Here is a 25,337-nt window from a genome sequence, read left to right as displayed (position 1 = left end):
GAAACTCATCACAAATAATGTGTGGCTCTCCAAGAATAAACATTTCATTAAAATCAGACCAATATGGAATAAAAATAATTTTTTATTTAGTCTAATTCAATAAATTTGAAAAATAGGAACTAAATTTTTAACTCTTTTAGTTTCTAAAAAAATAGAAATAAATTTAATAGTTTGGATTTTTAAAACTTTTTAAACATCTCTTCTATAATTCTTGCAAATGCGGGTCTTGTTATAAATATCCCTATTAAAACCCCTGCTATTGTAGTTATTGCAAATCCTTTTAACATTCCCACCCCAAGAACAAATAGAGGAAGCATAGCTGCGATGGATGTTGCCGCAGAGGCAAATATTATAAAGAAAGCCCTTTTAATGCTTGCCCTTATCTTACCAGCTCCTCTCTTTAATGCCTCATCAGTTATGACAATTTGGTTATCAACTCCAGTTCCTACAGCAGCAATAATCCCTGCTATTGAAGGTAAATCTAACTTCCAATCTATTAAAGAAGCAAAGCCCAATATAATAATAACTTCTGATATACAGGTTATTAAAATTGGGATTGCTATCTTTGGCTGTTTGTATCTAATACTGACTATTATCCCAACAGCTATAAACGCCAATAATAAAGCAATAGCTGTTCCTTTTAAAAATTCTTTACCAAATTCTGGAGATATTGTAGATATATATTCAATATCCAATTTTACTGGCAAAGCTCCAGATTTTAGAGCTGAATAAATAGCCATTGCTTCGTCAATCTCTTCTTTAGTTGGAGGGTATGCTCCAACAGTAATAACCTGCTGTGGATGAGGTTTTCCATCAGCTAAGTCTGGAGATAAGACAGGAGCTGAGATTAACTTTCCATCCATATACAACTCAACTTTATGATATGCCTTACCTTTAGCAACTTCGGCAAACTTTTTAGCTCCTTCTAATGTTAATTCAAAAGGAACTCCATAAGCCCAAGTTTCCCCTTGTGGAATCTTTGTTGGAAGTTCAACATTCTGCACATCACTTCCAGTATATGCAGTTATATTGTCAATCTTTGCTACAAAAACCCCTTGTTGTTTCAATATTTTAATTATCCTATCAGTATCACAACTTTTTGGAATTTCTACAATAATTTCATCATTTCCTCTTGGATATATTACTACATCGTTTAATCCATTATAATTCAATCTTTCTGTAATAATTTTAATTGTTGCCTCTATTTCTTTGTCACTCATTGGTTTCTCTGCTTTTAAAACAATAATCGTTCCTCCACTTAAATCAATCCCAAAATCAAGTCCTTTAAATACGATTAAGAATACAGATAGAGTAACAAATATAATTAAAATCAGTATTTTTCTATCTTTCAGTAGTTTTGATATATCCATTTATCCCACCTATACCTATATAAGTTGGTAAATTTTAACAAACTCTTTTAAAATTTATAACATTTGTGGTGATTAATATGGACTTTGATATAACTGTTATCGGCTATATTGCTGGAACTTTAACAACCTTTGCATCTCTCCCCCAATTAATAAAGTCTTTGAAGGAGAAAGATATGAGCAACATCTCATTAGCTTTTGTTATAACATTCACAACTGGACTGACACTCTGGTTAATATATGGAATATTAAGAAATGATTACCCAATAATAGTATTTAACATTTTGTCTTTAATGTTTTGGATACCGATAACTTATTTGAAAATAAGAGATGAGATGAGAAAATCTTAATGAAAGCTAAATATAGAAAGTGGGGCTGAACATAGTAAAGCCCACTCGGAGTATAGTAATAGAGGTTCCTCTATATGCTTGCGATACCGATAACCTATCTTAAAATAAAGGAAGAGATGAAGAAATCTTAGATATTGACTATTATCTTATTTTGTATATTTAAATTTAAAAATAAAGCATAGGATGAGAAAATGAAATGGGATGAAATTGGGAAAAATATTGCAAAAGAGATTGAAAAAGAAATTTTACCATATTTTGGAAGAAAAGATAAATCTTACGTTGTTGGAACTTCTCCAAGCGGAGATGAAACAGAAATTTTTGACAAAATTAGTGAAGATATTGCCTTAAAATATTTAAAATCGCTGAATGTTAATATCGTGAGTGAAGAGTTGGGTGTTATAGATAACAGTAGCGAATGGACTGTAGTTATTGACCCAATAGATGGTTCTTTTAATTTTATAAATGGAATTCCATTTTTTGCATTCTGCTTTGGAGTATTTAAAAATAATGAGCCATATTATGGCTTAACCTACGAATTTTTAACTAAAAGTTTTTATGAGGCATATAAAGGAAAAGGAGCTTATTTAAACGGAAGAAAGATTAAAGTTAAAGACTTCAATCCAAATAATATAGTTATAAGCTACTATCCAAGCAAAAAAATAGATTTAGAAAAATTAAGGAACAAAGTTAAAAGAGTGAGAATATTTGGAGCTTTTGGTTTAGAAATGTGTTATGTAGCTAAAGGGACTTTAGATGCTGTTTTTGATGTAAGACCTAAGGTTAGAGCTGTTGATATTGCCTCATCATATATAATCTGCAAAGAAGCAGGAGCCTTAATAACAGATGAAAATGGAGATGAACTGAAATTTGACCTAAATGCAACAGATAGATTGAATATTATTGTAGCAAATAGCAAAGAAATGTTAGATATAATTTTAGACCTCTTATAACCTTAAATATTTTTAGATACTTTCAACTTTTATAGTGTTAGTTTTCTTTTGACCTATTGGATGACCTAATGTGATTAAGTAAATCCCCTTTCCAATTTCTTTTTTAGCCATTTCTCTACAGGTGTTGATTATTTTCTCCATATCATCAAATTCTTCCATCAAACAGCTTTCAACTCCCCAAACCAATCTCAACCTTTTTAAAGTTCTTATATTTGGCGTTGGAGCTATTATTTTACTATTTATCCTTAATTTAGATATTAACTTAGCAGTTCTTCCAGAATATGTTGGAGTTATAACTAACTTAGTATTTAGCTTCTTATATAGCTCATAAACAGCATATACTAAACCTTCATCAATGCTCTCAACCTCTAAACAAACTCTATCACCAAACTCCTCATAATGTTCATCTGCCACTTTGGCAACCTTATTTAATACCTTTATCGCCTCTATTGGGTATTTTCCAATAGTTGTTTCGTTGGAGAGCATTAAGCAGTCAGTTCCATCGTATATGGCATTAGCTATGTCTGTAACCTCAGCTCTTGTTGGAAATGGATTGTTTATCATAGAATCCAATATTTGTGTGGCTGTTATTGACAAAATTCCATATCTATTAGCTATTCTCAATATATTCTTTTGTTCAATTGGAATATTTTCTATTGGAACCTCTACACCCAAATCTCCCCTTGCTACCATCACTCCATCACTTTCTCTTGCTATCTCTTTTATATTCTTTAATCCCTCCTTAGTTTCTATTTTTGATATTACCTCACAATCTCCTTTGTATTCTGATATAATATCTTTTAATTCCTTAACATCTTCCTTATTCCTAACAAATGATAAAGCAATATATTCAAAGTCCTTTTCTACAGCGAATTTTATATTCTTCAAATCAGTTTCATCAATTATTGGGAGTTCTATCCTTGTATCTGGAAGATTAACTCCCATACCTTCTTTAATCTCTCCCCCAACTTCTACAACTGCGATAATTTTATCAGTTTTTTCTACAACTCTTAGCTTAATTTTCCCATCGTTTATTAAAATAAAATGCCCTTCTTCAATTGTGTCTATATTGTAGTTGAGCTTTATATCCTCTCCAATAACAACCTTCTCCCCCATTTTTAATATTTTATTTTTTAATTTAACTTCTTTAATTCTAATTTTTATTCCCTTCAAATCCATAACTTTGGCGATATTATTTTTTTCCAATATATTCAAAAACTTTTCACAATAATCTGTTGTGGCATGAGACATGTTAAATCTAACTCCATCTATCAAATTTATTGCTTTATCTAATTTATTTTCTAAGGATGGTCCTAAAGTGACTAAAATTTTAGTTTTTCTCATCATTCCCACCAAAATTCATTATAGGAACAAATCAAAGTCCTGATTGTATTTTTTACCTATCCTTAAAGCAATCTCTGCCTTAGCTAACTCTCTACCAAAATAAGATGCATGGTCTAACTTTTTTATTAAATTTAATCTTATCGCGGTTTCATAAATTTCTTTTGGTTTCTTTCCTCTAATTATTAAAACTGGTTCTCTTCTTTTATTAAAGTATATTGCTACTATCTCTTTGTTCTTCCTATCAATTTCTATTTTAAAACTTCCTTCATCCAATATCTGCCTCTCATCTTCTTCAGCTTTAATTATTGGGATATTGTAACTATTGAAGGTTATTTCCTCCTCAAATCTTTTATCCTTATAATTTATCAAATTGTAGCCAATATCCTTTGGCAGAGAGTTCCTTTTTTTAGCCAAAAACATCATCTTTGAGGCAATCTTTAACTCTTTTATTGAAAATTTACACTTAGCACTTGCCTCTGGTGTAAATAATATATTAGCTCCAATCTCAGCCCCAATAGCTGCTAACAAAGCATTGACTCCATTACTATCAGCATCAAAAAGCTCTGTAACATTTCCAACACCAAAAAATAGTGGCAATTTATTTCTTTTTTTAAATTCTCTACATGCAATAACGCTCTCTATAAAACTGCATCCGGCATTGTTTATTGGCTCTAATATTGGGTCAGCAACTATTTTTTCAATTCCAGCATCTATTAGCTTTTTTATATTCTCCTCTAAGGATTTAATTTTGCCTTCAATAGTCTCTGGGACATAGTTTGTTTTATAATTTGTTGGCAGAACAACAACTGCCGTTTCTGAATCTTTTAAATATGGAATTAGCTCATCTAAATTCCCAGCATCAACACTCAAAATCATATCTGCCCCTAAATTTATTGCCTCAATTAATTCTTTTGTGTTTAATGTATCTACACTAATTGGATTGTCAGTTAAATCTCTCGCTATCTTTAGCATATCTTTAATTTTATCTGCATTATTTTCATTGCTAACCATTCCCAAATCAATCATATCAGCCCCACTTTCTAAGTAATATATTATTTTCTCCTCCAACTCTTTCTCTTTTAGCCATGGGGCATGGACTATCTCTCCCAAAACTCTCATTGGGAATTTATCTCCAACTTTTAATTTGCCTATCTTTATATCTCCTTCTCCTAATTCCTGCTCCTCTGCTTTCTTAATCTCCTCCTCACATTTCTTTCTAATAATTTCTAATAACTGCAAATCGGCATACTCTTTAGTTGATAGTTTTATCTTATCCAGATTTTCAATCAATATTGGAATATCAGAAGCTTCTCTTGTAGATTTAAAGCATTTTATTCCGGTTTCTTCCTCAACATTCTTTAAATCATGTCTTATCAACCCAGTTACTAAAACAAAATCATAAATATCTTTTAATTTTTTTCCTAATTTGTTTTCTAATTTTTTAATTTCTTTAATTATTAAATTAGGTGTTAAAAAAGCAGCTACAGAGATATTTGCTACATGCACATCTATAAAATCATATTTTTTCACAGCATCTTTAACTTTCCTTTCAGCTAATTTTCCAGTGATTATTAGAATTTTCATAATCTCCCTCAAACTTTCATAGTCAATATAAGATTTAGGACTTTCGTAGAAATAAATTTTTTAAAGAAAATTTATGCTTAAGGGCATCTAAATGCCTTTTAATATATAATACTGCGAAAGTCTTAAAATGAAAACTATAAATGTAATTAAATTAAAACATAATTTATACTTAGCTAAATTTGGTGGATAGTATGAAGTTCGTAGAAAAAGCAAAAATAGAGTTTGAAAATCCCATAGTTATTGAAGCATTTCCTGGAACTGGATTAGTTGGAAGCATAGCAGGTTTTCAAATAATAAAAGACCTAAACCTAAAATATTTTGGATACTTTGAAGTTGATGGAATCCTTCCACTCACAACTATTGAGAAAGGCATTCCCTACCCTCCAGTGAGAGCGTATGCAAACAAAGATTTTATTATTTTATTTTCAGATATAATAATCTCTCCATTTAAGATTAATGGATTGGCGGAGTTTATAGTTAAAACATTTTCAAACAAAAATCCAAAACTATTTGTTTCTCTTGGAGGAATAATGGCAGGAAAATCAGAAAAAGTATTTGGAATAGCAAATAAAGAAGAGTTGATAGAAGATTTAAAAAATTATGTTGAAATATTTGATTTTGGAGTTGTGGGAGGAATGGGGGGAAATTTATTAATAAAATGCCATGACAATGGGTTTGATGCTATTGGTTTGTTGGCTGAAACTGTTGGAATTAGACCAGACCCAAGAGGGGGGGCTAATCTATTAGAGGTTTTGAATAAAATGTTCAATCTAAATGTAAATATTGAAAATCTCATCAAAGAGGCTGAAGCTATTGAAAACAAACTTAAAGAACTGGCAGAGCAACATTTAAAGATGATGTCAAAGAGTAGAAAGGAATATCCAATGTACATTTAACTACCATAGGAGGAAACCTCCTATTGGTATGAACCTTTTAGTAAAAGGTTCATCAAAACCTAACACCTCCTCGCTTATGCTCGGAGGTGTAAATTAGCAATATTAGGGGAGTATCCCAAGAGGGGCGTAGCCCCTTTATGGTGTGGATACCACACGTCCATTAAGTTGGGACTTTCAGTCCCAATTAATGTCCAATCTGAAGATTTTATATTGTTTGAATATGCTAAAACTTTCGAATTGGTATTTTGGTGGTATTATGAAGGTTTATGGATTATTTGGAATTAATGAAAATGCAATTAATGATTTTATTGAAAATCATATAAAGACATTCACTATAATCAATGCATTAAACTTAGAGACAGTTAAAAACCTAAAAGAAGGAGATTTGGTTTTTATAACATCAACACTTAGGGAAGATTTGAGGAATGGAACTGAAGGAATTTTAGGAAGGGTTATAAATGTCTCTTTAGTCCCTCAAATGATAAACGGCTTTGAAGAGAAGGAAATTATAGCTGGAAGGGTTCAATTGGAAATGTTGGGATTTGCTAAATGTGTTAAATATGAATCCATCCATGTAGAGATAACATTTAGAATGTATTAATTTATTTTTGGATAATTTTATTTTTGTGTTCTTCTTCAACAGATTTTGCCCACTTTATCATTTCATTATAGACTTTATCTTGCTTCAATAGATTTTCATTGCCTATCAAAATTAGCTTTCTCTTAGCTCTTGTTATGGCAACATTCAACCTCCTCAAATCCTTCAAAAATCCAAAGTTCTTTGTTCTAACGAATGAGATAACTATAGCCTCATTCTCCCTTCCTTGGAATCCATCTACTGTATTAACCTCTATGTCTATGTTATGCTCTTCAAACAACCTCCTCAAATACCTAACTTGGGCATCGTAAGGAGTTATAACGTTTGTTGGTATCTTATACTTTACAAGTTTTTTAACTATCTCTAAAACCTTCTCCGCCTCTTCTATGTTGTAATAAGATGGAGATTCTTTATCTTTCCTTTCAATCCCTTCAACATTTATAAATTGAACTGGGATTTCGTTTATAATATCTCTATCAACCTCATCAATCTCCTCCTCTTTAACTAAATCTAATAAAGTGATGTTTTTAACGCTCTCATCTGCCTTTAATTTGTTGTTATAAAACATCTTATTTGGGAATTCCATGATTTTTTCGTTCATTCTATACTGAATCTCCAATATTGATGAAAATTCTGGATATTTTTTAATCAATCTCTCAAATAAAGTCTTTTTTAGCTCTTCATTCTCACTTAAAACTGTTGGTGGTAATTGCTTATGGTCTCCAGCCATGATTAGCTTTCTTCCTTTAACAATTGGAATTAAGCAAGAAGGCTCCATTGCTTGGCTTCCTTCATCAATAACAATCACATCAAACTCCCAGCCTTTCAAAATTTCTGAACCAGCCATAGAGTTTGTTGCTACGATAACATCTGCCTCTGCTAAAATCTCATTCATGATTTTTTCAGTAATTTCATCCAAATTATTGATGATTCTTTTAATCTTTTTATTTCTTATAATCCATTCTGCCATACTAACGATTTTTTCCTTAGGAATCCCTCTGTAGGATTTCTTTCTTTTAGCTACTTTTAAAATCTGCTCATCACTCATTCCTCTCCTCCATCTTGGGGAGGGCTTTAAAAATTTATCCCTCTGTTCTTTAATTTCTTTAATCTTCTCTCTTAAAGCTAGGATTTCTTGATATTTCTCATGATTTTCAATTAGATAGGGGAGAGAGTGTTGAATCAAATCCTTTGAAATCCTTGTTGGATGCCCTACCCTAACAACTTTTAAATCTGGATATTTTTTTATTAGGTACTCTAAGATGTTATCTGCTGCTATGTTTGAATCTGCTGTAGCTAAAACCTTATGTTTGTTAAATTTAACCTCTTGGACGATAACCTCTGTTATAGTTCTTGTCTTTCCAGTTCCTGGAGGGCCGTGAATTAAATACAAATCCCTACTTAAAACTGCCTTTTTAACTGCTAATTTTTGTGATTCATTTAAATTTTTATCATAGAACTCTAATTTGATGTCCTCTCTTAAAGGTTTTTCTGGGTGTTCAATGCCTAATATTATATAAGCTAATTTATCCCTCTTTCTTGCAAATTCTCTTAAAGCTTCTTTCATTCTTTTAAATGTTATGTCATTTACGTATAAATCAACTCTTACTCTTTCTTTATAAACCCATTTTGGGACATCAACATCAAAGGCAACATCTATAAAGTTCTTTCCTACGTATATGACATTCGCATATAAATCACTCTGCAATGGGTTTTCTTTACTAACTAAAACAACGTCTCCCGGAGATATTTCTGTTTTAAATGGCTTTTTTCTCCCAAATCTTACAATGGTGCAACCTAAGCTCTCTCCTAAAAATTTCCCTTTTAAATTTAAAATTGCTCTTCCAACATTCTCTCTCTTTTTGCCTAATTTAATAATCTCATTTTTATGAAAATCCATCTCACATCTTCTCTCAATCTCAATCAAATCCATGAATTTCTTTACGTATAAATCAACTAAATTCAAGCTATCACCACTTTTAAACCAATTCTGCAACTATTATATTATCCTTATTTCTCAAAATTCTCACTTTAACTGTCTTCCCTATTAGATTTTGTTCATTATTGCAGTTAATTATCTGAATTACCCTATCCTTAGCAACTCCCAAAACTTCTCCTTTAACTCTTCCATCTAAAACAACTTTTACTTTTGTTACCTCACCAACTTTGAATGGATAAGGCAATCTTTTCCTCTTATGCGTTCCAAAATCCTTTGGTGAAGTTATGAGCTTAACCTCTATACCTTTCTTCTTATATTCTAACTCATATTTCCCTAACAAATAATAAAACTTCTCAAAATCCCAAACCTTCATTTTTTTAGGTCTTCTACCTAATTGATAAACCCTACAAAGTTGGCAACCTAAAATGGGGTCTTTTTTCCCGGTTAATGGATTAATAATGTTTTGAGGATTTTTCTGCTCTAAATCAACAGCATACTCAATAACTCTCTTAAATTCCTCATCGTTTATGTTTGGCAATAAAAGGGGAGCAATCAATAGATGAATCTTAGAGTTTTTTATATATTCAGCAATATCTAAAATCTTCTTAATATTGTAATCTCTCCTACCAGAGAGCATTTTAGCCATTTTTTCATCTAAGGCATTGATAGATAAGTTTATCCTATGCAACCCGGCCTCTTCTAACTCATCTATTAGTTTATAATTTAAAACTGTCCCGTTTGTTTGCATGGAAACGATACCATTACCTTTTTTATTTATCTCTGCCAGTTCTTGAACTAAATCAACTAATGGATAATAAAGGCTTGGCTCTCCCTGCCCATCTAAATGTGCCTCAATAAACTTATTTTCCTTAAAATCAACAATCTTTTTGTAATTCTCAATTAAATACTCTAAATCAACATAGTAATCATTTTTTCTTGTTTTAGAAAACTCTCCTTCATCCACTGAGCAAAATATGCAGTTTAAATTACAGCCACAATGCCCTCTAACTTGGATTATATTTCTACCTCTTTCAATTAAACCAAAGGCAGTATGCCCTATTAGAGGAATTGGCTCATTTATATATATAGTTTTTCTCTTTGTTATTTTGCTCTTTAAATTGTTAGCTATGCTATAAGAAATTAAGTTTAAAATCCCAACCTTTATATTTTCAGCTCTTTTTGGATGAGCATTAATTTTTATTATTGAGCCATCAATTTCAACCTCTTCATAAGGAATTTCAACTTCAATCTCATAAATTTTGTTTATTTCAAGGATTAATGTGTTATCTTTGTTTTTAACGTCGGTTATCATCCTGTATTGTGATAAATCTAAGCACACCATAATCCCACAACATTCAAATATTTACATTAATTAAAAACAATTTAAACAATCTTGTTATATTGGGTTATTATTATTCTAAAAGAAGATTTTGCAGTTACTAATATTGTCCAAATTAAAAAAAGCTCAAAATATTTGGTGCGGGGGATGGGGTTTAAAGCATAGGGCTTCGCCCTATTGCTATACCCAGGATACATTGCTTCCTAATGGAAGCAATGCCTCTTCTAACCCGCTATCAAATATTTGGTGCGGGGGACGGGATTTGAACCCGCGAACCCCTACGGGACCAGACCCTCAATCTGGCGCCTTTGACCTGGCTTGGCGACCCCCGCCCTTAAAGGCAAATTTTATTTATAAACCTCCCTATATAAAACTTACGCCGAAAAGTATATATATGGGTTTGTAATTATAATGATGTTGCGTGCCGAGGTGGCTTAGCTGGTTATAGCGCCCGGCTCATACGGATATCCCAGGCTTTACGCCTGGGTCCTGGGAAACCGGGAGGTCGAGGGTTCGAATCCCTCCCTCGGCACCATTTTTATTCCATAGGGCTTCGCCCTATTGGGATACTCAGAGCAGGGTTGCCAGAGGCAACCCCACTTTCTTTTAAGAGGCATTGCCGAGCGTAGCGAGGCAATGCATCCTATTTTGATGAAATGGAAAGCTACGCTTTCCAGCTATGAAAACTCTTTTAGTTTTCATTTAACCGAAGCGTTAGCTTCGGGCTACAAAATCTGAAAGATTTTGTTTAACTTTTTCTAAAAGTTTCGTTTGTATCCCTCCCTCGGCACCATTTTATTATTTTATTTTAGGTTGTTATATTTATTTTTTTAGATTTATGGATTAACTATTTTTAAATAGTATTTATTTTTTAAATCTTAACTTAACAGTTTTTAATGGTGAATTTATGAAAATTATTGTTTGTATAACCGGGGCGAGTGGAGTCATTTATGCAAAAAGATTGTTAGAGGTATTGAAAGATAGAGCTGAAGTTAATCTAATTATCTCAAATTCAGCTAAAAAAATAATTAAAGAAGAGCTTGATATTGACTGGAAAGAAATAAAAAAATTAGCGACGGACTATTATGAGAATGATGACTTTTTCTCACCTCTTGCATCTGGTTCAAACAAATTTGATGCTGTTGTAGTTGTGCCTTGCTCAATGAAAACTTTATCAGCCATAGCCAACGGATACTCAGCAAATTTAATAGTTAGAGTTTGTGATATCGCTTTAAAAGAAAGAAGGAAATTGATAATTATGCCAAGAGAGATGCCATTTAATAGCATACATTTAGAAAATATGTTAAAACTTTCAAATTTGGGAGCTATAGTAATGCCTCCAATTCCTGCTTTCTATAATAAACCAAAAAATGTAAATGATATAATTAATTTTGTTGTTGGAAGAGTTTTAGATATTTTGGGAATAGATAATAGCTTATTTAAAAGATGGGGAACTGTTTAAAGTATAATTCTAAAATTTCTGAAAACAATAAAATTTTTAATTGAAGAAATATAATATTTTATTAAGTGTTGTATAGTTTAATTTGGTGATATCATGCTCGATAAATTAGGAGAAAATTTAAACAAAGCCCTAAACAAACTAAAAGCTGCTGCCTTTGTTGATAAAAAATTAATAAAAGAAGTTATAAAAGATATTCAAAGGGCTTTAATACAGGCAGATGTTAATGTAAAATTGGTTTTAAAGATGAGTAAAGAAATAGAGAGGAGAGCTTTAGAGGAAAAGACACCAAAGGGTTTATCAAAGAAAGAGCATATCATAAAGATTGTCTATGAAGAATTAGTCAAATTATTGGGAGAAGAGGCAAAAAAATTAGAGTTAAATCCAAAAAAACAAAATGTTATCTTATTAGTTGGTATTCAAGGTTCAGGAAAAACAACAACTGCAGCAAAATTAGCAAGGTATATCCAAAAAAGAGGGTTAAAACCTGCTTTAATCGCAGCTGATACCTACAGACCAGCGGCTTATGAGCAGTTAAAGCAGTTAGCTGAAAAAATCCACGTGCCAATATATGGGGATGAGACAAGAACAAAATCACCAGTAGATATTGTTAAAGAGGGGATGGAGAAATTTAAGAAGGCAGATGTTTTAATTATAGATACTGCTGGAAGACATAAAGAGGAAAAAGGTTTATTGGAAGAGATGAAGCAAATTAAAGAGATAACAAATCCAGATGAAATCATATTGGTTATAGATGGGACTATTGGGCAACAAGCAGGAATTCAAGCTAAAGCGTTTAAAGAGGCAGTTGGAGAGATTGGGAGTATAATAGTAACTAAGTTAGATGGTTCTGCTAAAGGAGGAGGGGCGTTAAGTGCGGTTGCTGAGACAAAAGCACCTATAAAATTCATTGGAATTGGGGAGGGGATTGATGATTTAGAACCATTCGACCCTAAAAAATTTATATCTCGACTGTTAGGGATGGGAGATTTAGAGAGCCTATTAGAAAAAGCTGAAGACATGGTTGATGAGAAAACAGAAGAAAGCATAGATGCAATAATGAGAGGGAAATTTACTTTAAATGAGTTGATGACTCAATTAGAAGCAATTGAAAACATGGGTTCAATGAAAAAAATCCTAAGTATGATTCCTGGATTTGGAGGAGCTATGCCTAAAGAGCTTTCTCATTTAACTGAGGCAAAGATAAAAAAATATAAGGTAATTATAAGTTCAATGACTAAGGAAGAGAGAGAAAATCCAAAGATTATTAAAGCTTCAAGAATCAGAAGGATTGCAAGAGGTTCTGGAACTACAGAAAATGATGTTAGGGAGGTTTTAAGATATTATGAAACAACAAAAAATGCCATAGATAAGTTGAGAAAGGGTAAGATGTTGAGAATTGGAGGACCTTTAGGACAAATAATGAGACAATTAATGTTTAAGGAAGGATAATTCTTTTTTATTTTCTATTTAGCAATTTTAATCTCAGATATAATAGAATCAAATACTTTAGAAGTTTAAAATTTTTATATCTCTTTTTATATATTTTAGGGATTACCTATAGTGTTTTTCAAACTTAATAAAATTTCTAAGGCACTTATATAAAAGCCTATAGGGCTTTTATAAATACCTTATACCGTAAAACATTTGAAAAACACTATAAAAATTTGTAGAGGTTATGATTATGAAAACAATCAAAGAGATTAATGAAAAGATTAAAAAAGGAGAGGCTGTTGTTGTAACAGCGGAAGAGATGATAAAAATAGTTGAGGAAGAAGGAGCTAAAAGAGCGGCTGATTATGTTGATGTTGTTACAACAGGAACATTTGGAGCTATGTGCTCATCTGGAGTATTTATAAACTTTGGACATTCAGACCCGCCAATAAAGATGTTAAGGATTTATTTAAACAATGTTGAAGCTTATGGAGGTTTAGCTGCTGTTGATGCTTATATAGGAGCTGCACAACCGAACGAAGACCCAGATGTAGATATTGATTACGGAGGAGCTCATGTTATAGAGGATTTAGTTAGAGGAAAGGAAGTTGAGCTTTATGCTGAGGGATATACAACTGACTGCTATCCAAGGAAGGAGGTTAATGTTAGAATAACGTTAGATGATGTTAATCAGGCAATTATGGTTAATCCAAGAAATTGCTATCAAACTTATGCTGCAGCAACAAACAGTAGGGAGGAGAAAATATACACCTACATGGGCATTCTACTTCCTGAATATAACAACGTTCATTATTCAGGCGCTGGACAGTTAAATCCTTTACAGAATGATTATAACCCAGAAACAAAATCATTTAATACCATAGGTATTGGAACAAGGATTTTCTTAGGAGGAGGAATTGGATATGTAATTGGTGAGGGTACACAGCATAACCCACCATTTGGAACATTAATGGTTAAAGGAGATTTAAAACAGATGAATCCTAAATTTATAAGGGCTGCTACAATGCCAAGGTATGGAAGCACGTTGTATGTTGGTATAGGCATCCCAATCCCAGTTTTAAATGAAAAGATAGCTGAGAGATGTGCTATTAGAGATGAAGATATTGAAGTGCCAATCTATGATTATGGATTTCCAAGGAGGGATAGACCATTAATAGCAAAAACAAACTATAAAGTGTTAAGAAGTGGAAAAATAACATTAAATGTAAATATAGATGGGAAAGATGTTGAAAAAACCGTAAAAACTGGTTCTGTTTCAAGTTATAAGATGGCAAGAGAGGTTGCTGAAACCCTCAAACAGTGGATTTTGGATGGGAAGTTTTTACTAACTGAGAGGGTTGATACTTTAGGAAGAGCTGAAAACAAGCCAATGAAGTCACCAATAACATTAGTTAAGGATATTTTAAGCAAACCACCAATAACTGCTCATAGCAATATATCCATTATGGAAGCTGCTAAGATTTTGATAAAGCATAATATAAACCATCTTCCTATAGTTGATGAACATGGGAAGTTAGTGGGAATAATTACATCGTGGGATATAGCTAAAGCTCTTGCTCAAAACAAAAAGACAATTGAAGAGATTATGACAAGAAATGTAATAACTGCTCATGAAGATGAACCCGTTGACCATGTAGCGATAAAAATGAGTAAATATAACATTTCTGGTGTTCCAGTGGTTGATGACTACAGAAGAGTTGTGGGCATTGTAACATCTGAAGATATCTCAAGATTATTCGGAGGGAAAAAATGAGAAAGAGAGTGTATTACTGGACAGATTCAGAGCATATAAACAAGCCAGTTATTTCCGATACTATATTAAATACAGGAGTTAAGATAAACATATTAAAAGCTAAGGTAGAGCCACAGGAGGCATTTTTGATATTGGAATTGTTTGGTAGTAAAGAAACTATAGAGAAAGCTTTAAATTATCTATCAAAATTTGGAGAAGTTGAGGAAATCTCTAAAGTTATAAAAAGGGATTTGGAGAAGTGTGTGCATTGTGGCTGTTGCATAACCCAATGCCCTATTAATGTAATTTATATGGATGAGGATTATAATGTAGTATTCAAAGAAGAGGACTGTGTCGGCTGTAAAAACTGTTTAAAAGCCTGTCCATTTAAAGCAATTGAGATTTTTGAGTAATATATTTATCACGCTGAAAGAGTTTAGACTTATGTTTAATAAATTTAAAGGCTTTATTTCTTTATTTAAATAATATTTATTTAATTTCTAAGGGTTTGCTGGTTTGATTGTTTAGAATATTTAACTTAATCAAATTATTTGAATTTTTGAAAATTAGGATTAATTAGGCAAGTAAATAAGATTTCTCTAACAAATAAGTTAAATTTTTGGATTTAAAAAGATAAAAATACTCTGTTTTAGTAAAGAGATAAAATTTTAAATACTAAAAGGTTTATATTGTAAGATGGTTATTTATCCTTAGAAAAATATGGTATAGAAAAGCTTAAATATTAAGAGTGATGAAATATATTATGTTGTGAATGATTACCCTATTAAAATAAGACCTCTTGGAGGATGGAAATTAGGTAGAGAAATCACGGCAAAAACAGGTAGAGTAACAATTAAAATAAGACCTCTTGGAGGATGGAAATCTTTATCCTTATCAATCTTCTGTTTTGGCATGATTTTATTAAAATAAGACCTCTTAGAGGATGGAAACTAATTTTATTATATGGGAATTCTGCTTGCAAATTTATTAAAATCAGACCGTTTCGGAATGGAAACAATTTAAACAAAATATCGCAAAATCAGATTTCTGGAATAAAATACTAATTAAATTCTATTTTTTAAATATTTATAAATAAATTTATAACTTCAATAATAGGACTTTTGTAGGAGTAAATATTTCTTGACTTATATCTACCTTCATATAAATTCTATAATGTTTTGAAAGATACTACAATTCTCATATAAAGATAATAGTATATAAACTGCTAAAGTCCTATTCAAAGAAGGTAAAGTTTAAATAGCATAATCTGCTATTATAGTCAATCAATGTTTTTATAACAACAAAAAGAGGATATATGGTTTTTTGCAAAAGTTATTAAATTGACGAAGGAAGATTGACCGCCTTCTATAAGAAGGCGTTCATTATATGCCTTAATGTATTCTAAATATTTGCAAAAACTATAAAAACACAAATTAAAGATTTTAAGGTGATAACTTATGTCAAAAGGAACTCCATCAATGGGTAAAAGAAACAAAGGTTCATATCACATAAGATGTAGAAGATGTGGGAGAAGAGCCTACCACGTAAGAAAAAAGAGATGTGCTGCATGTGGATTTCCAAATAAAAGAATGAGAAAATATTCATGGCAAAATAAGAAAGTTAATGGTAAGAGAATAAAATAATTAAAATAATTAATTAGAAATTTTATTCTTTTTTAATTGAATTTATAGTATCTTTCAAAACACTTTGAAATTTTCCTTATTAATAAATAAGCTTTATAAATTTTGAAAGACACTATATTACCATTTGGCAATTGGGATAGTTTTTTATATAAATTAAAAGTTATAGTTTTTTGATAATCTTATTTTGGTGATAAAATGAGCGACCTTGAAAATATTGACTATTATGATTATAAGGCATTATTAAAGAGAGCAAGAAGTCAGATTCCAGATTACGTTTTCCAAAAAGATAGATTTGAACTTCCAGAAATTGAGATTTTGATAGAAGGAAATAGAACAATAATAAGAAACTTTAGAGAGTTGGCTAAGGCAGTTAATAGAGATGAGGAATTCTTTGCTAAGTATCTTTTAAAAGAGACTGGTAGTGCTGGTAACTTAGAGGGAGGTAGATTAATCTTACAGAGAAGAATCAGCCCAGAGTTATTAAAATCAAGAATTAATGACTTCTTGAGGGAGTATGTTATCTGTAGAGAGTGCGGTAAGCCAGATACCAAGATTATTAAGGAGGGAAGAGTTCATTTACTCAAATGTATGGCTTGTGGTGCTATAAGACCAATAAGAATGATTTAAATACCATAGGAGGATGCCTCCTATTGGGATATCACATGTCCATTAAGTTGCCCCTTACAGGGGCAATTAATGTCCAATAGGTTGGAATCCCTTTCTACGAGGGATGCTCATAAAAATTTTGATGAAACAGAAAGTTTCAATTCTGGCTACAAAAACTCAAAAAGTTTTCATTTAATCGGAGCGGAGCGAAGAGCTACAAATCCGTTAGGATTTATTTAACCAAAGCGTAGCTTCGGTAATGAAAACCTAACAGTTTCCATCTAAACGTTTATAAAAAGTTCCAAGGGAAATCATGGAAGTAAAAGCCATGGAGATTTTTAAAAAATATCTCTCTTTAAATATTCCAAAAAAGATTTTAATAACCTATTTTTTGTGTTGGGCAGGATTTCTGTTTTCTTTCTCTGTAGGGAAGTTCCTTTTATATTTATCATCTATTTTAAAATCCAATTTTATATCTGAACCAGCTAAATTAGCTCAAAGTGTTGGAACTGCAAAATTTAACGCTGTTTCTTCAGCTGTATCGAATACTGTTGGGGTAAAAAATGCTTACTTAACTTATGCTCTTTCATATATAGTTTCTAATTTTATGGGGTGTTTGATTATAATGTTTGCTCTTGGAGCACTTGCTTATTTATATAAGAAAGACTTAGAAAAAGCTAAAACACTTGAAGAGAAAGAAGAACTATTTAAGTGTTATCAAAAATATCTATTAATATTATTTATCTTTACTGTCATAAATCCACTGACTGGATTAATTGGAGTAAATCTTCAATATTCTGATTTAATTGCTGTCCTTCCACATGGATTTTTTGAATTTTTTGGATTTGCCACTGCAGTCGTTGTTGGAGTAGAATTATCAAATAAAATTCTCCCAATAGTTAAAAGAGAAATAACAAGTAAAAAAATAGTAATTCTTATAGCTTGTTCCTTTATATTTATCTTTATTGCTGGAATGTTGGAGCCAATTGACTGGTTTATCTATAGCTATGCAAAAGCTTATGGAATTCCCCTATTAGCTGCCTTTGCAACTGGGTATAAAAACTTATTTTTGTATCTAATTTCTATGCTTTTTAAATCTTGAGGTGATACGATTAAAGTATTGGCTATAGATATATCTGGAAGGCATCATGAAAATGATATATTTTTTAGAGTTTATGCTGGGGTTTTAGTTGAGATTAAAGCAGATAGAATTGTGCATGTGGAAAAAATAGATGTTATGGTTAAAGAAGAAGAAACTCAGAAGTTGAGAGATATTGTTAAAGAGGTTAAGGAGTTAATTGATAAAGTTGGAGATGAGTTTGATTACATTCTATGTGAAAGAGGAGAGTTTTTCAACATATCCAAGGATATTATTTCAGCAATTTTAAAAAAAGAGGTTATATTTCCAAAGACCAGAGGGGAGTTGGAAGCGATAAATATAGCCCACCATGTTTCTTATTCTGTTAGGAAACTGCTTATAGAAGAAAAAAGAAAAAGTTAATAGAAACTTTATATTGCCTGGTAAAAAATAAAAAGCTGAAACATAATAAGATAGTTTTTAAGAAATAAACTTTGGTGATTCTAATGTATGAGATAGTTAGATACGAAGGAGGGGTTTATAAAAACAACATCTTCAAAGAATGGATTGAGGATATCGGAGGTTTTGTTATTCAAGAGCACGTTATGCAGTTAGACGTTTATATGACCTTGGCAATTCCTCAAAATGAACTTGAAAATATCAAAGAGGAAGCTAAAAAATATAAGGGTAAGATTATAGAAACCCCGTTGGCAGGGACTGAAATAGCTGTTGTGGCTCCAAGTTTATCAAGACATCACCTCCCACATACTGCCTGTGATATTTCAGAATATTTGAGAAGATTTGGAGCTAAGCCAAACATGATTGGTTTAGCAAGAGGGGTTGGGAGAGACATAGCCCAATTGAGAGAAAAAGAAAGGAGATTAATAGAGGAGCATGATTTGGCTGTTTATGTAATGGGTAATTTTGAGGATTGCATTAAAAATAAAACCCATCTATTTGATGTGGATATTCCAGTTGTTGTTACTGGAGGACCTGAAAAAATAGATATTCCTTACCCGTATGTTGGAAATCTTGGGAGAAGAAGCCATAGATTAAGGCATGGAGAAGAAATTAGAGCTTTAAGAAAGATGGTTGAGGTAATAACAGAACTTATAAATGAGAGGAGGAGAGAGTTATCTTACGACCCTCCAATTGTTCCACCAGTAGTTGTTAAAGATGAGATTGAGAAGCAGGTTGAAGAAGTTTATTCAATTTTATCTCCAATGCCTATCGTTACTCAATTGGATGGTTTGAGAGTTAAGTTAGATTATGATAAATATGCAGATAAAATTAGGGAAGTTAAAGTCAAAAACTATACATTGGGAGATATAGCAGATATTAAAAGAAGTGAGATGAAAAACTATATATTAATAAAAATAAAACCAAAATCAGAAGTTGAATTTGAGATGCATAAGGATAAAGCTTAAATTATTTTTATAATTTTTATAAATAACATTACGAGGGAGAAACATGGAGAACTTTAATTTTAAATGCTATGATATAGATGAAAAGGAAATCCCAATACCTCCTGGATTACCTCAATCAATAATTGCCAGATTGATAGAGATTTGTAATGTAAAATTTGACATTAGGGAGGATGAAATATACAATGTTAAATATCCAGTGTTAATAGGAAAAGAAGAAGATTTAAAAGAAGCTAAAAAATATTTAGAGTTAATTACTGAAGCAAAATTGACTTTAAGAGATATTGCAAGATTGGCGAGGAGATTTAAAGTAAAAGCTAAGATTTACACAGATGATGAAGATTTGAGATATATTTTAGATGTTTTGAGTAACGATATAGCCAATAAGGATTATATAGAGATTGTTGAAGAGATGCCAGAAGGAGATAAAGAGGTTATTGAAATTGGAGACAAAAAAATATACGTTGGAATATAAATAAAATTAAATGACTTTAGCCAATAGAGAGACAATATTCATAACATCTATTTCCTTATCTATTTTATTCTCCTCCTTAAACCTTTTTAAGCTATCTCTTATGTGGTATTCACAGAATGGGCAAACTGTAATTACAGCATCTACATTGGCATCATAAATCATCCTTGCCCTACTTTTACCTATTAAGTTAGCAATATCTGGTTTTCCACTCCTAACTCCTCCTCCAGCTCCACAACACCTTGCCTCTATATCAATAAATTCAAGTTCTGGAATGGACTTTAAAATCTCTCTTGGCTGTTTATATATTTTTTGTCCTCTCCTCAAATGACATGGGTCGTGGTAAGTGATTCTCATCTTTAACGGTTTATACTTTAAAAGTCCAACTTCAGTTAAAACCTCTGTTATATCTTTAACTTCAAACTTTCTCTCCTTATAATCGTTTTTTAATGTGCTTCCACAACCAGCACAGATTGTTACAACACAATCAACATCCAACTTGTTAAATATTTCCAAGTTTTTTCTTTTTAGCATTTCAGCAACATCCCTCTGCCCAGTTCTGAAGAATGGTGAGCCACAGCAAACCTGATTTTTAGGAATAACAACTGACACACCATGAGCATTTAAAACCTTTATTGCATCTTTTCCTACATTTTGCAGTCTAAAATCAACTAAACATCCTGTAAAGAAAGCTACTCTTAATTTCTCACTTTCAGCTGGATAGAAATCAGCAACTTGCTTTAATAATGGCAATTCCTCTTCAACAACACTTCTGTTATATTTTAAAACATTTTCCCTAACTTTTAAGTGATTTTCTATATAATAGCCCTTACTAAATGCTAAAGCTCTAAGCTTTTCTATAGCTCTATGAACAATATCAATCTCCTTTGGGCAGACCTCAACACACTTAGCACACGTTGTGCAGTTGTAGATATTTTCAAAGTATGCAGTTATCTCTCTGCCATCTTCGTCCCTCTTATCAAACGCAAATCTCGCCAACTGTCTCATAAAAGTTGGGCCAGGATAGTCGCTAACTTCCCTTGCTGGACATACAGAGAGGCAAGATAGGCAGTCAATACAACCTCTAAGCTCTTTGTTCTCTTCAACATATTTGGGAATGAGAATTTCAAGCTCTTCAGGATAATTTTTTCTTATAAGGTAGTTTTTTATGCCTAATAACTTTTTATAATATGGTTCCCTATCAACAATTAAATCTCTAATAACCTTAAATCCTCTTAATGGCTCAATTATCATGCCATCCTCTACCTTTGTCTCACATGCCAATCTTGGCTCTCCATTTATTGTTACAGCACAACTTCCACACTGAGCATTTCTGCAAGACGCTCTAAATAAAATATTAGCCTCATAATGCTTATTTATATACTCTAAGGCCTCTAAAACTGTTATATTTTCTGGGACTTCATAGCTTTCAAGATACTCTTTCTCTCCGTTAAATCTCTTAACTGTTATCTTTATCATTATCCCATCCTCAAAGAAGCTATTGCAATTATATATAGAGCTAAAAATAAAATTCCTTGCCATCTACCAATCTTTGAGTATTTTGCAAATAAATAGAGTAAAAGGCTCATAATTACCAACACAGCCATTTGTACATTTTCCGCTGGGAGATGCATAAATAAACTTCCAACTGCCAAAGCGCCACCAATATCAGCTATGTTACTTCCAATGACATTTCCTAAGACCATGCCTCCAAGGTTTCTCTTTGCTGCTGCTAAGGAAACCATTAACTCTGGTAGAGATGTTCCAAATGCCACTAAGGTAAATCCAATAACCTTATCAGATATATCTAAAGCTAACGCTATCTTCTTTGCTCCATCAACAAATAATTCAGCTCCAACTAAAACACCAATTAACCCAATTATTAACAAAACTAAGGAGAACACTACTGAAGGGTTGTTTTTATCATTATTTTCTTCTATCTCAGCACTTCCATTCTTTACAGTCCATCTTAAGTAGATAATAAATAAAATTAGCAAAACAACTCCATCAATCCATGAAAATCCATCAATTCCTATAACTGCAGCAAATATAACAAATAGAAGATAAACTAATATATTCTTTTGTAAGTTTTTATCAACTATTATTGGACTTATAATTGCACTTAAGCCAAGGACTAAACCTATATTGCAGATACAAGAACCAATGGCATTTCCTATTGATATGCCCGGAGCATGCATATAAGAAGCATAAGCAGATGTTAATATCTCTGGCAGAGATGTTCCAATAGCCATAACCGTAGCTCCAATGACAAAGTTTGACACATTAAAATGCCTTGCTATCCTCTCACTTCCTAAGACAAACCAATCGCTCCCATAATACAGTAGAATAAGCCCTAATAGAAAATAACCAACCCCTAAAATTAGCATTCTTATCCCTACTAAATTAATTAAAGTTTGTTTTTGAATATATTCTGCAATAATATTTAAACTTAAGCAAAATTTTCAGTTCATCCATATTGTATTTATATTGTCTCCTTTAATAGATAAACCCTATCTCCCTCTCTAACTAAGTGATTTAGCTTAACTCCGACCCTCTCTCCTTTTTTAGCAATTTCAACATCTTTATGGTTTATCTGCATTGATTTAACAACCTCCTCAACACAGCCAGTAGTTTTTCCAATTATTAATATGGTATCTCCAATTTTTAAATCATGCCATAGCTCAATCTCTGCCACACTAACCTTTTTGTAAAAATTAACAACTCTTCCAATCTCAATCTTTCTATACTTTGATGCATTTCCTTCAATCTCATATTGGAAGTCGTGATTTTTATTTATATCTCTAAAGTAAAATCCAGTATCATAGCTCCTATTATAGACCTTCTGAAGCTCTTTTTTGAAATATTCAAGCTTATCATAATAACTGCCGTCTAAAACGCTATCTATTGCTTCCCTATAAATCTTTGTAGTTCTCATCACATAATCGGCATTTTTAGCTCTACCCTCTATCTTAAATGAATCAAAAACCTCCATTAACTCTGGGATGTGTTCTATCATACATAAATCCTTTGGAGATAAAAGATATTTCCCTTCACAAACTATCTCATAAGTGCCGTCATGATGCTCATTAATCAACTTCCACTTTCTTCTACATGGTTGTAGGCAGTCTCCACAGTTTGCATGTCTTCCAAATAAATAGGAGCTTAAAAAGCATCTTCCACTTATAGCAACACATAAAGCACCATGAACAAAGCCCTCAAGCTCTAAATCTACTTTATCCTTCTTTAAATTTTCTCTAATCTCTTTTATTTGATTTAAGGTTAGTTCTCTTGATAATATAACTCTTTTAGCAAACTTTGAATAAAACTTGGCTGTTAAGGAGTTTGTTACGTTGCATTGAACACTTGCATGAACTCTCAGCCCTAATTCATTAGCTAACTGCATAGTTCCCAAATCACTAACTATAACTGCATCAACTTCAGCAGAATTTGCAAAATCTAAAATTTCCTCAACTTTCTTTAAATCATTTTCATAAACAACCGTATTTGTGCAGAGATAAACCTTTTTATTATTATCGTGAGCGTATTTAATTCCTTCTATTAACTCCTCTCTTGTAAAGTTTTTTGCATTTGCTCTCATGTTTAGCTCTTTCAATCCGCAATAAACTGCATCTGCTCCATAATCAATAGCTGTTTTTAGACATGTTAAATCATTAGCTGGAGATAAAAGCTCTACCATAACCATCACTTAGAAATTTTTTTAAATTTTAAATTATATTTGAAGTATAAAATAGCAATAACCAATATGACCTCATTATATAAAAAAGATTATCCTATTGGAACAACTACAGGAATCCCTCTAACATTTTCAATATAAGCATCGACTCCATAAACTGCTTTAATATTCTCTGGATTTATAACTTCTCTCCCTCCTTCAGCATATATAACTCCATCCTTTAGCATTATAAATTTATCGGAGTATCTTAAAGCCAAATTTAAATCATGCATAACTACAATTGAGGCTATGTTTTGAGATTTTGATATATCCATAATGATTTTCATAACCTCCAACTGATTCTTTAAATCTAAGTTGTTTGTTGGCTCATCTAAAAGTAATATTTGAGGCTCTTGCACTAAAGCCCTTGCTATTATTACCTTTTGCAGTTCTCCACCACTCAACTCATTCGTATATCTTAGAGCATAATCCTCTAAGTTTAAAAGCTTTAAAACCTTGTGAGTTATCTCTATATCTCTATCAGAGACTTCCCATTTTATATGTGGCTTCCTTCCCAACAAAACAGCATCAAATACAGTCATGTAATTTCCTTCAGCTCTCTGTGGAACATAACCAACTTTCTTAGCTAATTCAAGATTATCTAAATTCTTTATATCAAAATTATCAATCAATATTGTCCCTCTCTTTGGCTTTAAGATTTTATTTATACATTTTAATAAGGTAGATTTCCCAGCTCCATTAACTCCTAAAATAGAAACAACCTCTCCTCTTTTAACCTCAAATTTTATGTTGTTTAGTATTTGCCTACTTTTATATGCAAATTCAACTCCATCAACAGAGAGAATCATTAAACTCACCTATAATAAATTATGCAAGATATATAGCAAAATTTCCAATATTTTAACTACCATTTCTTCTGATTTTATAACTTTAATTGATTCATCTATGGATGAATCTTTTAAATACATTAAACATCTTAAACACTCCTCCTCTCCTTCAAACTCAAAGATTATCTTATTATTTTCAATTCTCTCAATGCATTTATAATCAATTATTGGCTTTTCTGGAATTTTAGTCATGAATTTTTCACATAGCTCTTTATAAAATGGAAGTGGAGTAAAAGGTAGAAATGAGAGATATCCATGTCTTCTAATATATCCCATTATATCATGATGCAAATACTTCCCTAATTTATGATAGTCTTCTTTATTATCCAGAGAATCCTTTAAAATCCTCTCTAAAAGTTCTTTATTGTTTCTCAATAAAATATAAATTAATTTAAAATAATGAGCAAATATTAAATAATTTACATAACCTTCCCAGTTCAACCTTTTTTCTGATTCGAAGATAAAGGTTATTTTTACAGTTTTTTCCAACATTCCACCCCAAATATTTGGCAAACTAATA

General features: G+C 31.7%; 24 protein-coding genes, 2 tRNA genes and 1 pseudogene. 16 read left to right on the top strand and 11 right to left on the bottom strand.

The genetic code is table 11. From position 1 onward, the window contains the following. Positions 1-179: 179 nt before the first annotated feature. Positions 180-1,370: a preprotein translocase subunit SecD gene (locus tag MJ_RS00565; protein ID WP_010869603.1), complete on the bottom strand. Its 1,191-nt coding sequence runs from the start codon at positions 1,368-1,370 to the stop codon at positions 180-182. A gap of 77 nt (positions 1,371-1,447) precedes the next feature. On the opposite strand from MJ_RS00565, the gene MJ_RS00560 reads away from it, so the two are divergent. Together MJ_RS00560 and MJ_RS00555 are read left to right on the top strand one after the other, a co-directional pair. Further along, positions 1,448-1,717, top strand: a complete 270-nt coding sequence (locus MJ_RS00560; protein WP_064496395.1) for a SemiSWEET transporter — start codon at positions 1,448-1,450, stop codon at positions 1,715-1,717. 191 nt (positions 1,718-1,908) lie between these two features. Next, entirely contained in the window at positions 1,909-2,667 is a 759-nt protein-coding gene (locus MJ_RS00555) for a bifunctional fructose-bisphosphatase/inositol-phosphate phosphatase (RefSeq protein WP_010869601.1), read from the top strand. 12 nt (positions 2,668-2,679) lie between these two features. On the opposite strand, the gene pyk is transcribed toward MJ_RS00555, so the two are convergent. Together pyk and MJ_RS00545 are read right to left on the bottom strand one after the other, a co-directional pair. Beyond that, complete coding sequence (gene pyk / locus MJ_RS00550; RefSeq protein WP_064496394.1) at positions 2,680-4,011, bottom strand: pyruvate kinase; 1,332 nt, start codon at positions 4,009-4,011, stop codon at positions 2,680-2,682. Continuing rightward, positions 4,011-5,595, bottom strand: a pseudogene (locus MJ_RS00545) (dihydropteroate synthase-like protein). The gene pyk and the pseudogene MJ_RS00545 overlap by 1 nt, the downstream one beginning before the upstream one ends. A gap of 191 nt (positions 5,596-5,786) precedes the next feature. Here MJ_RS00545 and MJ_RS00540 point away from each other — a divergent pair. Both MJ_RS00540 and MJ_RS00535 read left to right on the top strand, forming a co-directional pair. After that, positions 5,787-6,491 carry a proteasome assembly chaperone family protein gene (locus MJ_RS00540; protein ID WP_064496393.1) on the top strand — a complete coding sequence of 235 codons (705 nt, stop codon included), beginning with the start codon at positions 5,787-5,789 and terminating at the stop codon, positions 6,489-6,491. A gap of 256 nt (positions 6,492-6,747) precedes the next feature. Beyond that, positions 6,748-7,092 carry a DUF473 domain-containing protein gene (locus MJ_RS00535; protein WP_064496392.1) on the top strand — a complete coding sequence of 115 codons (345 nt, stop codon included), beginning with the start codon at positions 6,748-6,750 and terminating at the stop codon, positions 7,090-7,092. Position 7,093: 1 nt separating this feature from the next. Here MJ_RS00535 and MJ_RS00530 read toward each other — a convergent pair whose 3' ends face one another. The 3 genes from MJ_RS00530 to MJ_RS00520 all read right to left on the bottom strand — a co-directional run bounded on the left by MJ_RS00530 (position 7,094) and on the right by MJ_RS00520 (position 10,699). After that, positions 7,094-9,055: an IGHMBP2 family helicase gene (locus tag MJ_RS00530; protein ID WP_064496391.1), complete on the bottom strand. Its 1,962-nt coding sequence runs from the start codon at positions 9,053-9,055 to the stop codon at positions 7,094-7,096. 13 nt (positions 9,056-9,068) lie between these two features. Further along, positions 9,069-10,370: a radical SAM protein gene (locus MJ_RS00525; RefSeq protein ID WP_010869595.1), complete on the bottom strand. Its 1,302-nt coding sequence runs from the start codon at positions 10,368-10,370 to the stop codon at positions 9,069-9,071. Between the two features lie 241 nt (positions 10,371-10,611). Next, positions 10,612-10,699 (bottom strand) — tRNA-Leu (locus MJ_RS00520). A 91-nt stretch (positions 10,700-10,790) separates the two neighbouring features. On the opposite strand from MJ_RS00520, the gene MJ_RS00515 reads away from it, so the two are divergent. From MJ_RS00515 to MJ_RS00465, 12 genes are all read left to right on the top strand, one after another. Beyond that, positions 10,791-10,902 (top strand) — tRNA-Met (locus MJ_RS00515). 372 nt (positions 10,903-11,274) lie between these two features. Then, entirely contained in the window at positions 11,275-11,829 is a 555-nt protein-coding gene (locus MJ_RS00510) for a UbiX family flavin prenyltransferase (protein WP_010869594.1), read from the top strand. A 93-nt stretch (positions 11,830-11,922) separates the two neighbouring features. After that, entirely contained in the window at positions 11,923-13,278 is a 1,356-nt protein-coding gene (locus MJ_RS00505) for a signal recognition particle protein Srp54 (protein ID WP_010869593.1), read from the top strand. Between the two features lie 232 nt (positions 13,279-13,510). Continuing rightward, positions 13,511-15,034 (top strand): homocysteine biosynthesis protein, encoded by a 1,524-nt coding sequence (locus MJ_RS00500; RefSeq protein ID WP_064496390.1) that lies wholly within the window; start codon positions 13,511-13,513, stop codon positions 15,032-15,034. Beyond that, the gene (locus MJ_RS00495) at positions 15,031-15,426 is read left to right on the top strand and encodes a 4Fe-4S binding protein (RefSeq protein ID WP_010869591.1); all 396 of its coding nucleotides are present in this window, start codon (positions 15,031-15,033) and stop codon (positions 15,424-15,426) included. Before MJ_RS00500 ends, MJ_RS00495 begins: the two co-directional genes overlap by 4 nt. Positions 15,427-15,781: 355 nt before the next feature. Further along, positions 15,782-15,943 (top strand): hypothetical protein, encoded by a 162-nt coding sequence (locus tag MJ_RS09430; RefSeq protein WP_162484740.1) that lies wholly within the window; start codon positions 15,782-15,784, stop codon positions 15,941-15,943. 527 nt (positions 15,944-16,470) lie between these two features. Further along, positions 16,471-16,656, top strand: a complete 186-nt coding sequence (locus MJ_RS00490) for a 50S ribosomal protein L37e (RefSeq protein WP_010869590.1) — start codon at positions 16,471-16,473, stop codon at positions 16,654-16,656. A 195-nt stretch (positions 16,657-16,851) separates the two neighbouring features. Next, the gene (locus MJ_RS00485; protein ID WP_010869589.1) at positions 16,852-17,283 is read left to right on the top strand and encodes a translation initiation factor IF-2 subunit beta; all 432 of its coding nucleotides are present in this window, start codon (positions 16,852-16,854) and stop codon (positions 17,281-17,283) included. A gap of 292 nt (positions 17,284-17,575) precedes the next feature. Further along, positions 17,576-18,364, top strand: a complete 789-nt coding sequence (locus tag MJ_RS00480) for a hypothetical protein (RefSeq protein ID WP_010869588.1) — start codon at positions 17,576-17,578, stop codon at positions 18,362-18,364. Positions 18,365-18,382: 18 nt separating this feature from the next. Then, entirely contained in the window at positions 18,383-18,763 is a 381-nt protein-coding gene (locus MJ_RS00475) for a DUF2209 domain-containing protein (protein WP_010869587.1), read from the top strand. 83 nt (positions 18,764-18,846) lie between these two features. Continuing rightward, complete coding sequence (locus MJ_RS00470; RefSeq protein WP_064496388.1) at positions 18,847-19,767, top strand: methanogenesis marker 7 protein; 921 nt, start codon at positions 18,847-18,849, stop codon at positions 19,765-19,767. Between the two features lie 43 nt (positions 19,768-19,810). Then, positions 19,811-20,239 (top strand): hypothetical protein, encoded by a 429-nt coding sequence (locus MJ_RS00465; RefSeq protein WP_010869585.1) that lies wholly within the window; start codon positions 19,811-19,813, stop codon positions 20,237-20,239. A gap of 6 nt (positions 20,240-20,245) precedes the next feature. On the opposite strand, the gene tfrB is transcribed toward MJ_RS00465, so the two are convergent. The 5 genes from tfrB to MJ_RS00440 form a co-directional block, all read right to left on the bottom strand. Beyond that, positions 20,246-21,715, bottom strand: a complete 1,470-nt coding sequence (tfrB, locus tag MJ_RS00460; protein WP_010869584.1) for a fumarate reductase (CoM/CoB) subunit TfrB — start codon at positions 21,713-21,715, stop codon at positions 20,246-20,248. Then, complete coding sequence (locus tag MJ_RS00455; RefSeq protein ID WP_010869583.1) at positions 21,715-22,623, bottom strand: calcium/sodium antiporter; 909 nt, start codon at positions 22,621-22,623, stop codon at positions 21,715-21,717. The genes tfrB and MJ_RS00455 overlap by 1 nt, the downstream gene beginning before the upstream one ends. A gap of 95 nt (positions 22,624-22,718) precedes the next feature. Then, positions 22,719-23,933, bottom strand: coding sequence for a U32 family peptidase (locus MJ_RS00450; protein WP_064496387.1), 1,215 nt, complete (start codon positions 23,931-23,933; stop codon positions 22,719-22,721). A gap of 89 nt (positions 23,934-24,022) precedes the next feature. Further along, positions 24,023-24,778, bottom strand: a complete 756-nt coding sequence (locus MJ_RS00445) for an ABC transporter ATP-binding protein (RefSeq protein WP_064496386.1) — start codon at positions 24,776-24,778, stop codon at positions 24,023-24,025. A gap of 9 nt (positions 24,779-24,787) precedes the next feature. Further along, positions 24,788-25,309 carry a hypothetical protein gene (locus MJ_RS00440; RefSeq protein WP_244409432.1) on the bottom strand — a complete coding sequence of 174 codons (522 nt, stop codon included), beginning with the start codon at positions 25,307-25,309 and terminating at the stop codon, positions 24,788-24,790. Positions 25,310-25,337 lie beyond the last annotated feature (28 nt).

The organism is Methanocaldococcus jannaschii DSM 2661 (genome assembly GCF_000091665.1).
In the GTDB taxonomy this organism is placed as follows: Archaea; AGJL01; Methanococci; order Methanococcales; family Methanocaldococcaceae; genus Methanocaldococcus; species Methanocaldococcus jannaschii.
Note: the sequence above shows the minus strand (reverse complement) of the source record. Positions and strands in the feature narration are given on the sequence as shown.

Bases quoted from the DNA above. Each gene is read 5' to 3' on its own strand.
- MJ_RS00565 (WP_010869603.1), bottom strand. From the start codon at position 1,370: ATGGATATATCAAAACTACTGAAAGATAGAAAAATACTGATTTTAATT.
- MJ_RS00560 (WP_064496395.1), top strand. From the start codon at position 1,448: ATGGACTTTGATATAACTGTTATCGGCTATATTGCTGGAACTTTAACA.
- MJ_RS00555 (WP_010869601.1), top strand. From the start codon at position 1,909: ATGAAATGGGATGAAATTGGGAAAAATATTGCAAAAGAGATTGAAAAA.
- pyk (WP_064496394.1), bottom strand. From the start codon at position 4,011: ATGAGAAAAACTAAAATTTTAGTCACTTTAGGACCATCCTTAGAAAAT.
- MJ_RS00540 (WP_064496393.1), top strand. From the start codon at position 5,787: ATGAAGTTCGTAGAAAAAGCAAAAATAGAGTTTGAAAATCCCATAGTT.
- MJ_RS00535 (WP_064496392.1), top strand. From the start codon at position 6,748: ATGAAGGTTTATGGATTATTTGGAATTAATGAAAATGCAATTAATGAT.
- MJ_RS00525 (WP_010869595.1), bottom strand. From the start codon at position 10,370: ATGGTGTGCTTAGATTTATCACAATACAGGATGATAACCGACGTTAAA.
- MJ_RS00510 (WP_010869594.1), top strand. From the start codon at position 11,275: ATGAAAATTATTGTTTGTATAACCGGGGCGAGTGGAGTCATTTATGCA.
- MJ_RS00505 (WP_010869593.1), top strand. From the start codon at position 11,923: ATGCTCGATAAATTAGGAGAAAATTTAAACAAAGCCCTAAACAAACTA.
- MJ_RS00500 (WP_064496390.1), top strand. From the start codon at position 13,511: ATGAAAACAATCAAAGAGATTAATGAAAAGATTAAAAAAGGAGAGGCT.
- MJ_RS00495 (WP_010869591.1), top strand. From the start codon at position 15,031: ATGAGAAAGAGAGTGTATTACTGGACAGATTCAGAGCATATAAACAAG.
- MJ_RS00490 (WP_010869590.1), top strand. From the start codon at position 16,471: ATGTCAAAAGGAACTCCATCAATGGGTAAAAGAAACAAAGGTTCATAT.
- MJ_RS00485 (WP_010869589.1), top strand. From the start codon at position 16,852: ATGAGCGACCTTGAAAATATTGACTATTATGATTATAAGGCATTATTA.
- MJ_RS00480 (WP_010869588.1), top strand. From the start codon at position 17,576: ATGGAAGTAAAAGCCATGGAGATTTTTAAAAAATATCTCTCTTTAAAT.
- MJ_RS00470 (WP_064496388.1), top strand. From the start codon at position 18,847: ATGTATGAGATAGTTAGATACGAAGGAGGGGTTTATAAAAACAACATC.
- MJ_RS00465 (WP_010869585.1), top strand. From the start codon at position 19,811: ATGGAGAACTTTAATTTTAAATGCTATGATATAGATGAAAAGGAAATC.
- tfrB (WP_010869584.1), bottom strand. From the start codon at position 21,715: ATGATAAAGATAACAGTTAAGAGATTTAACGGAGAGAAAGAGTATCTT.
- MJ_RS00455 (WP_010869583.1), bottom strand. From the start codon at position 22,623: ATGCTAATTTTAGGGGTTGGTTATTTTCTATTAGGGCTTATTCTACTG.
- MJ_RS00450 (WP_064496387.1), bottom strand. From the start codon at position 23,933: ATGGTAGAGCTTTTATCTCCAGCTAATGATTTAACATGTCTAAAAACA.
- MJ_RS00445 (WP_064496386.1), bottom strand. From the start codon at position 24,778: ATGATTCTCTCTGTTGATGGAGTTGAATTTGCATATAAAAGTAGGCAA.
- MJ_RS00440 (WP_244409432.1), bottom strand. From the start codon at position 25,309: ATGTTGGAAAAAACTGTAAAAATAACCTTTATCTTCGAATCAGAAAAA.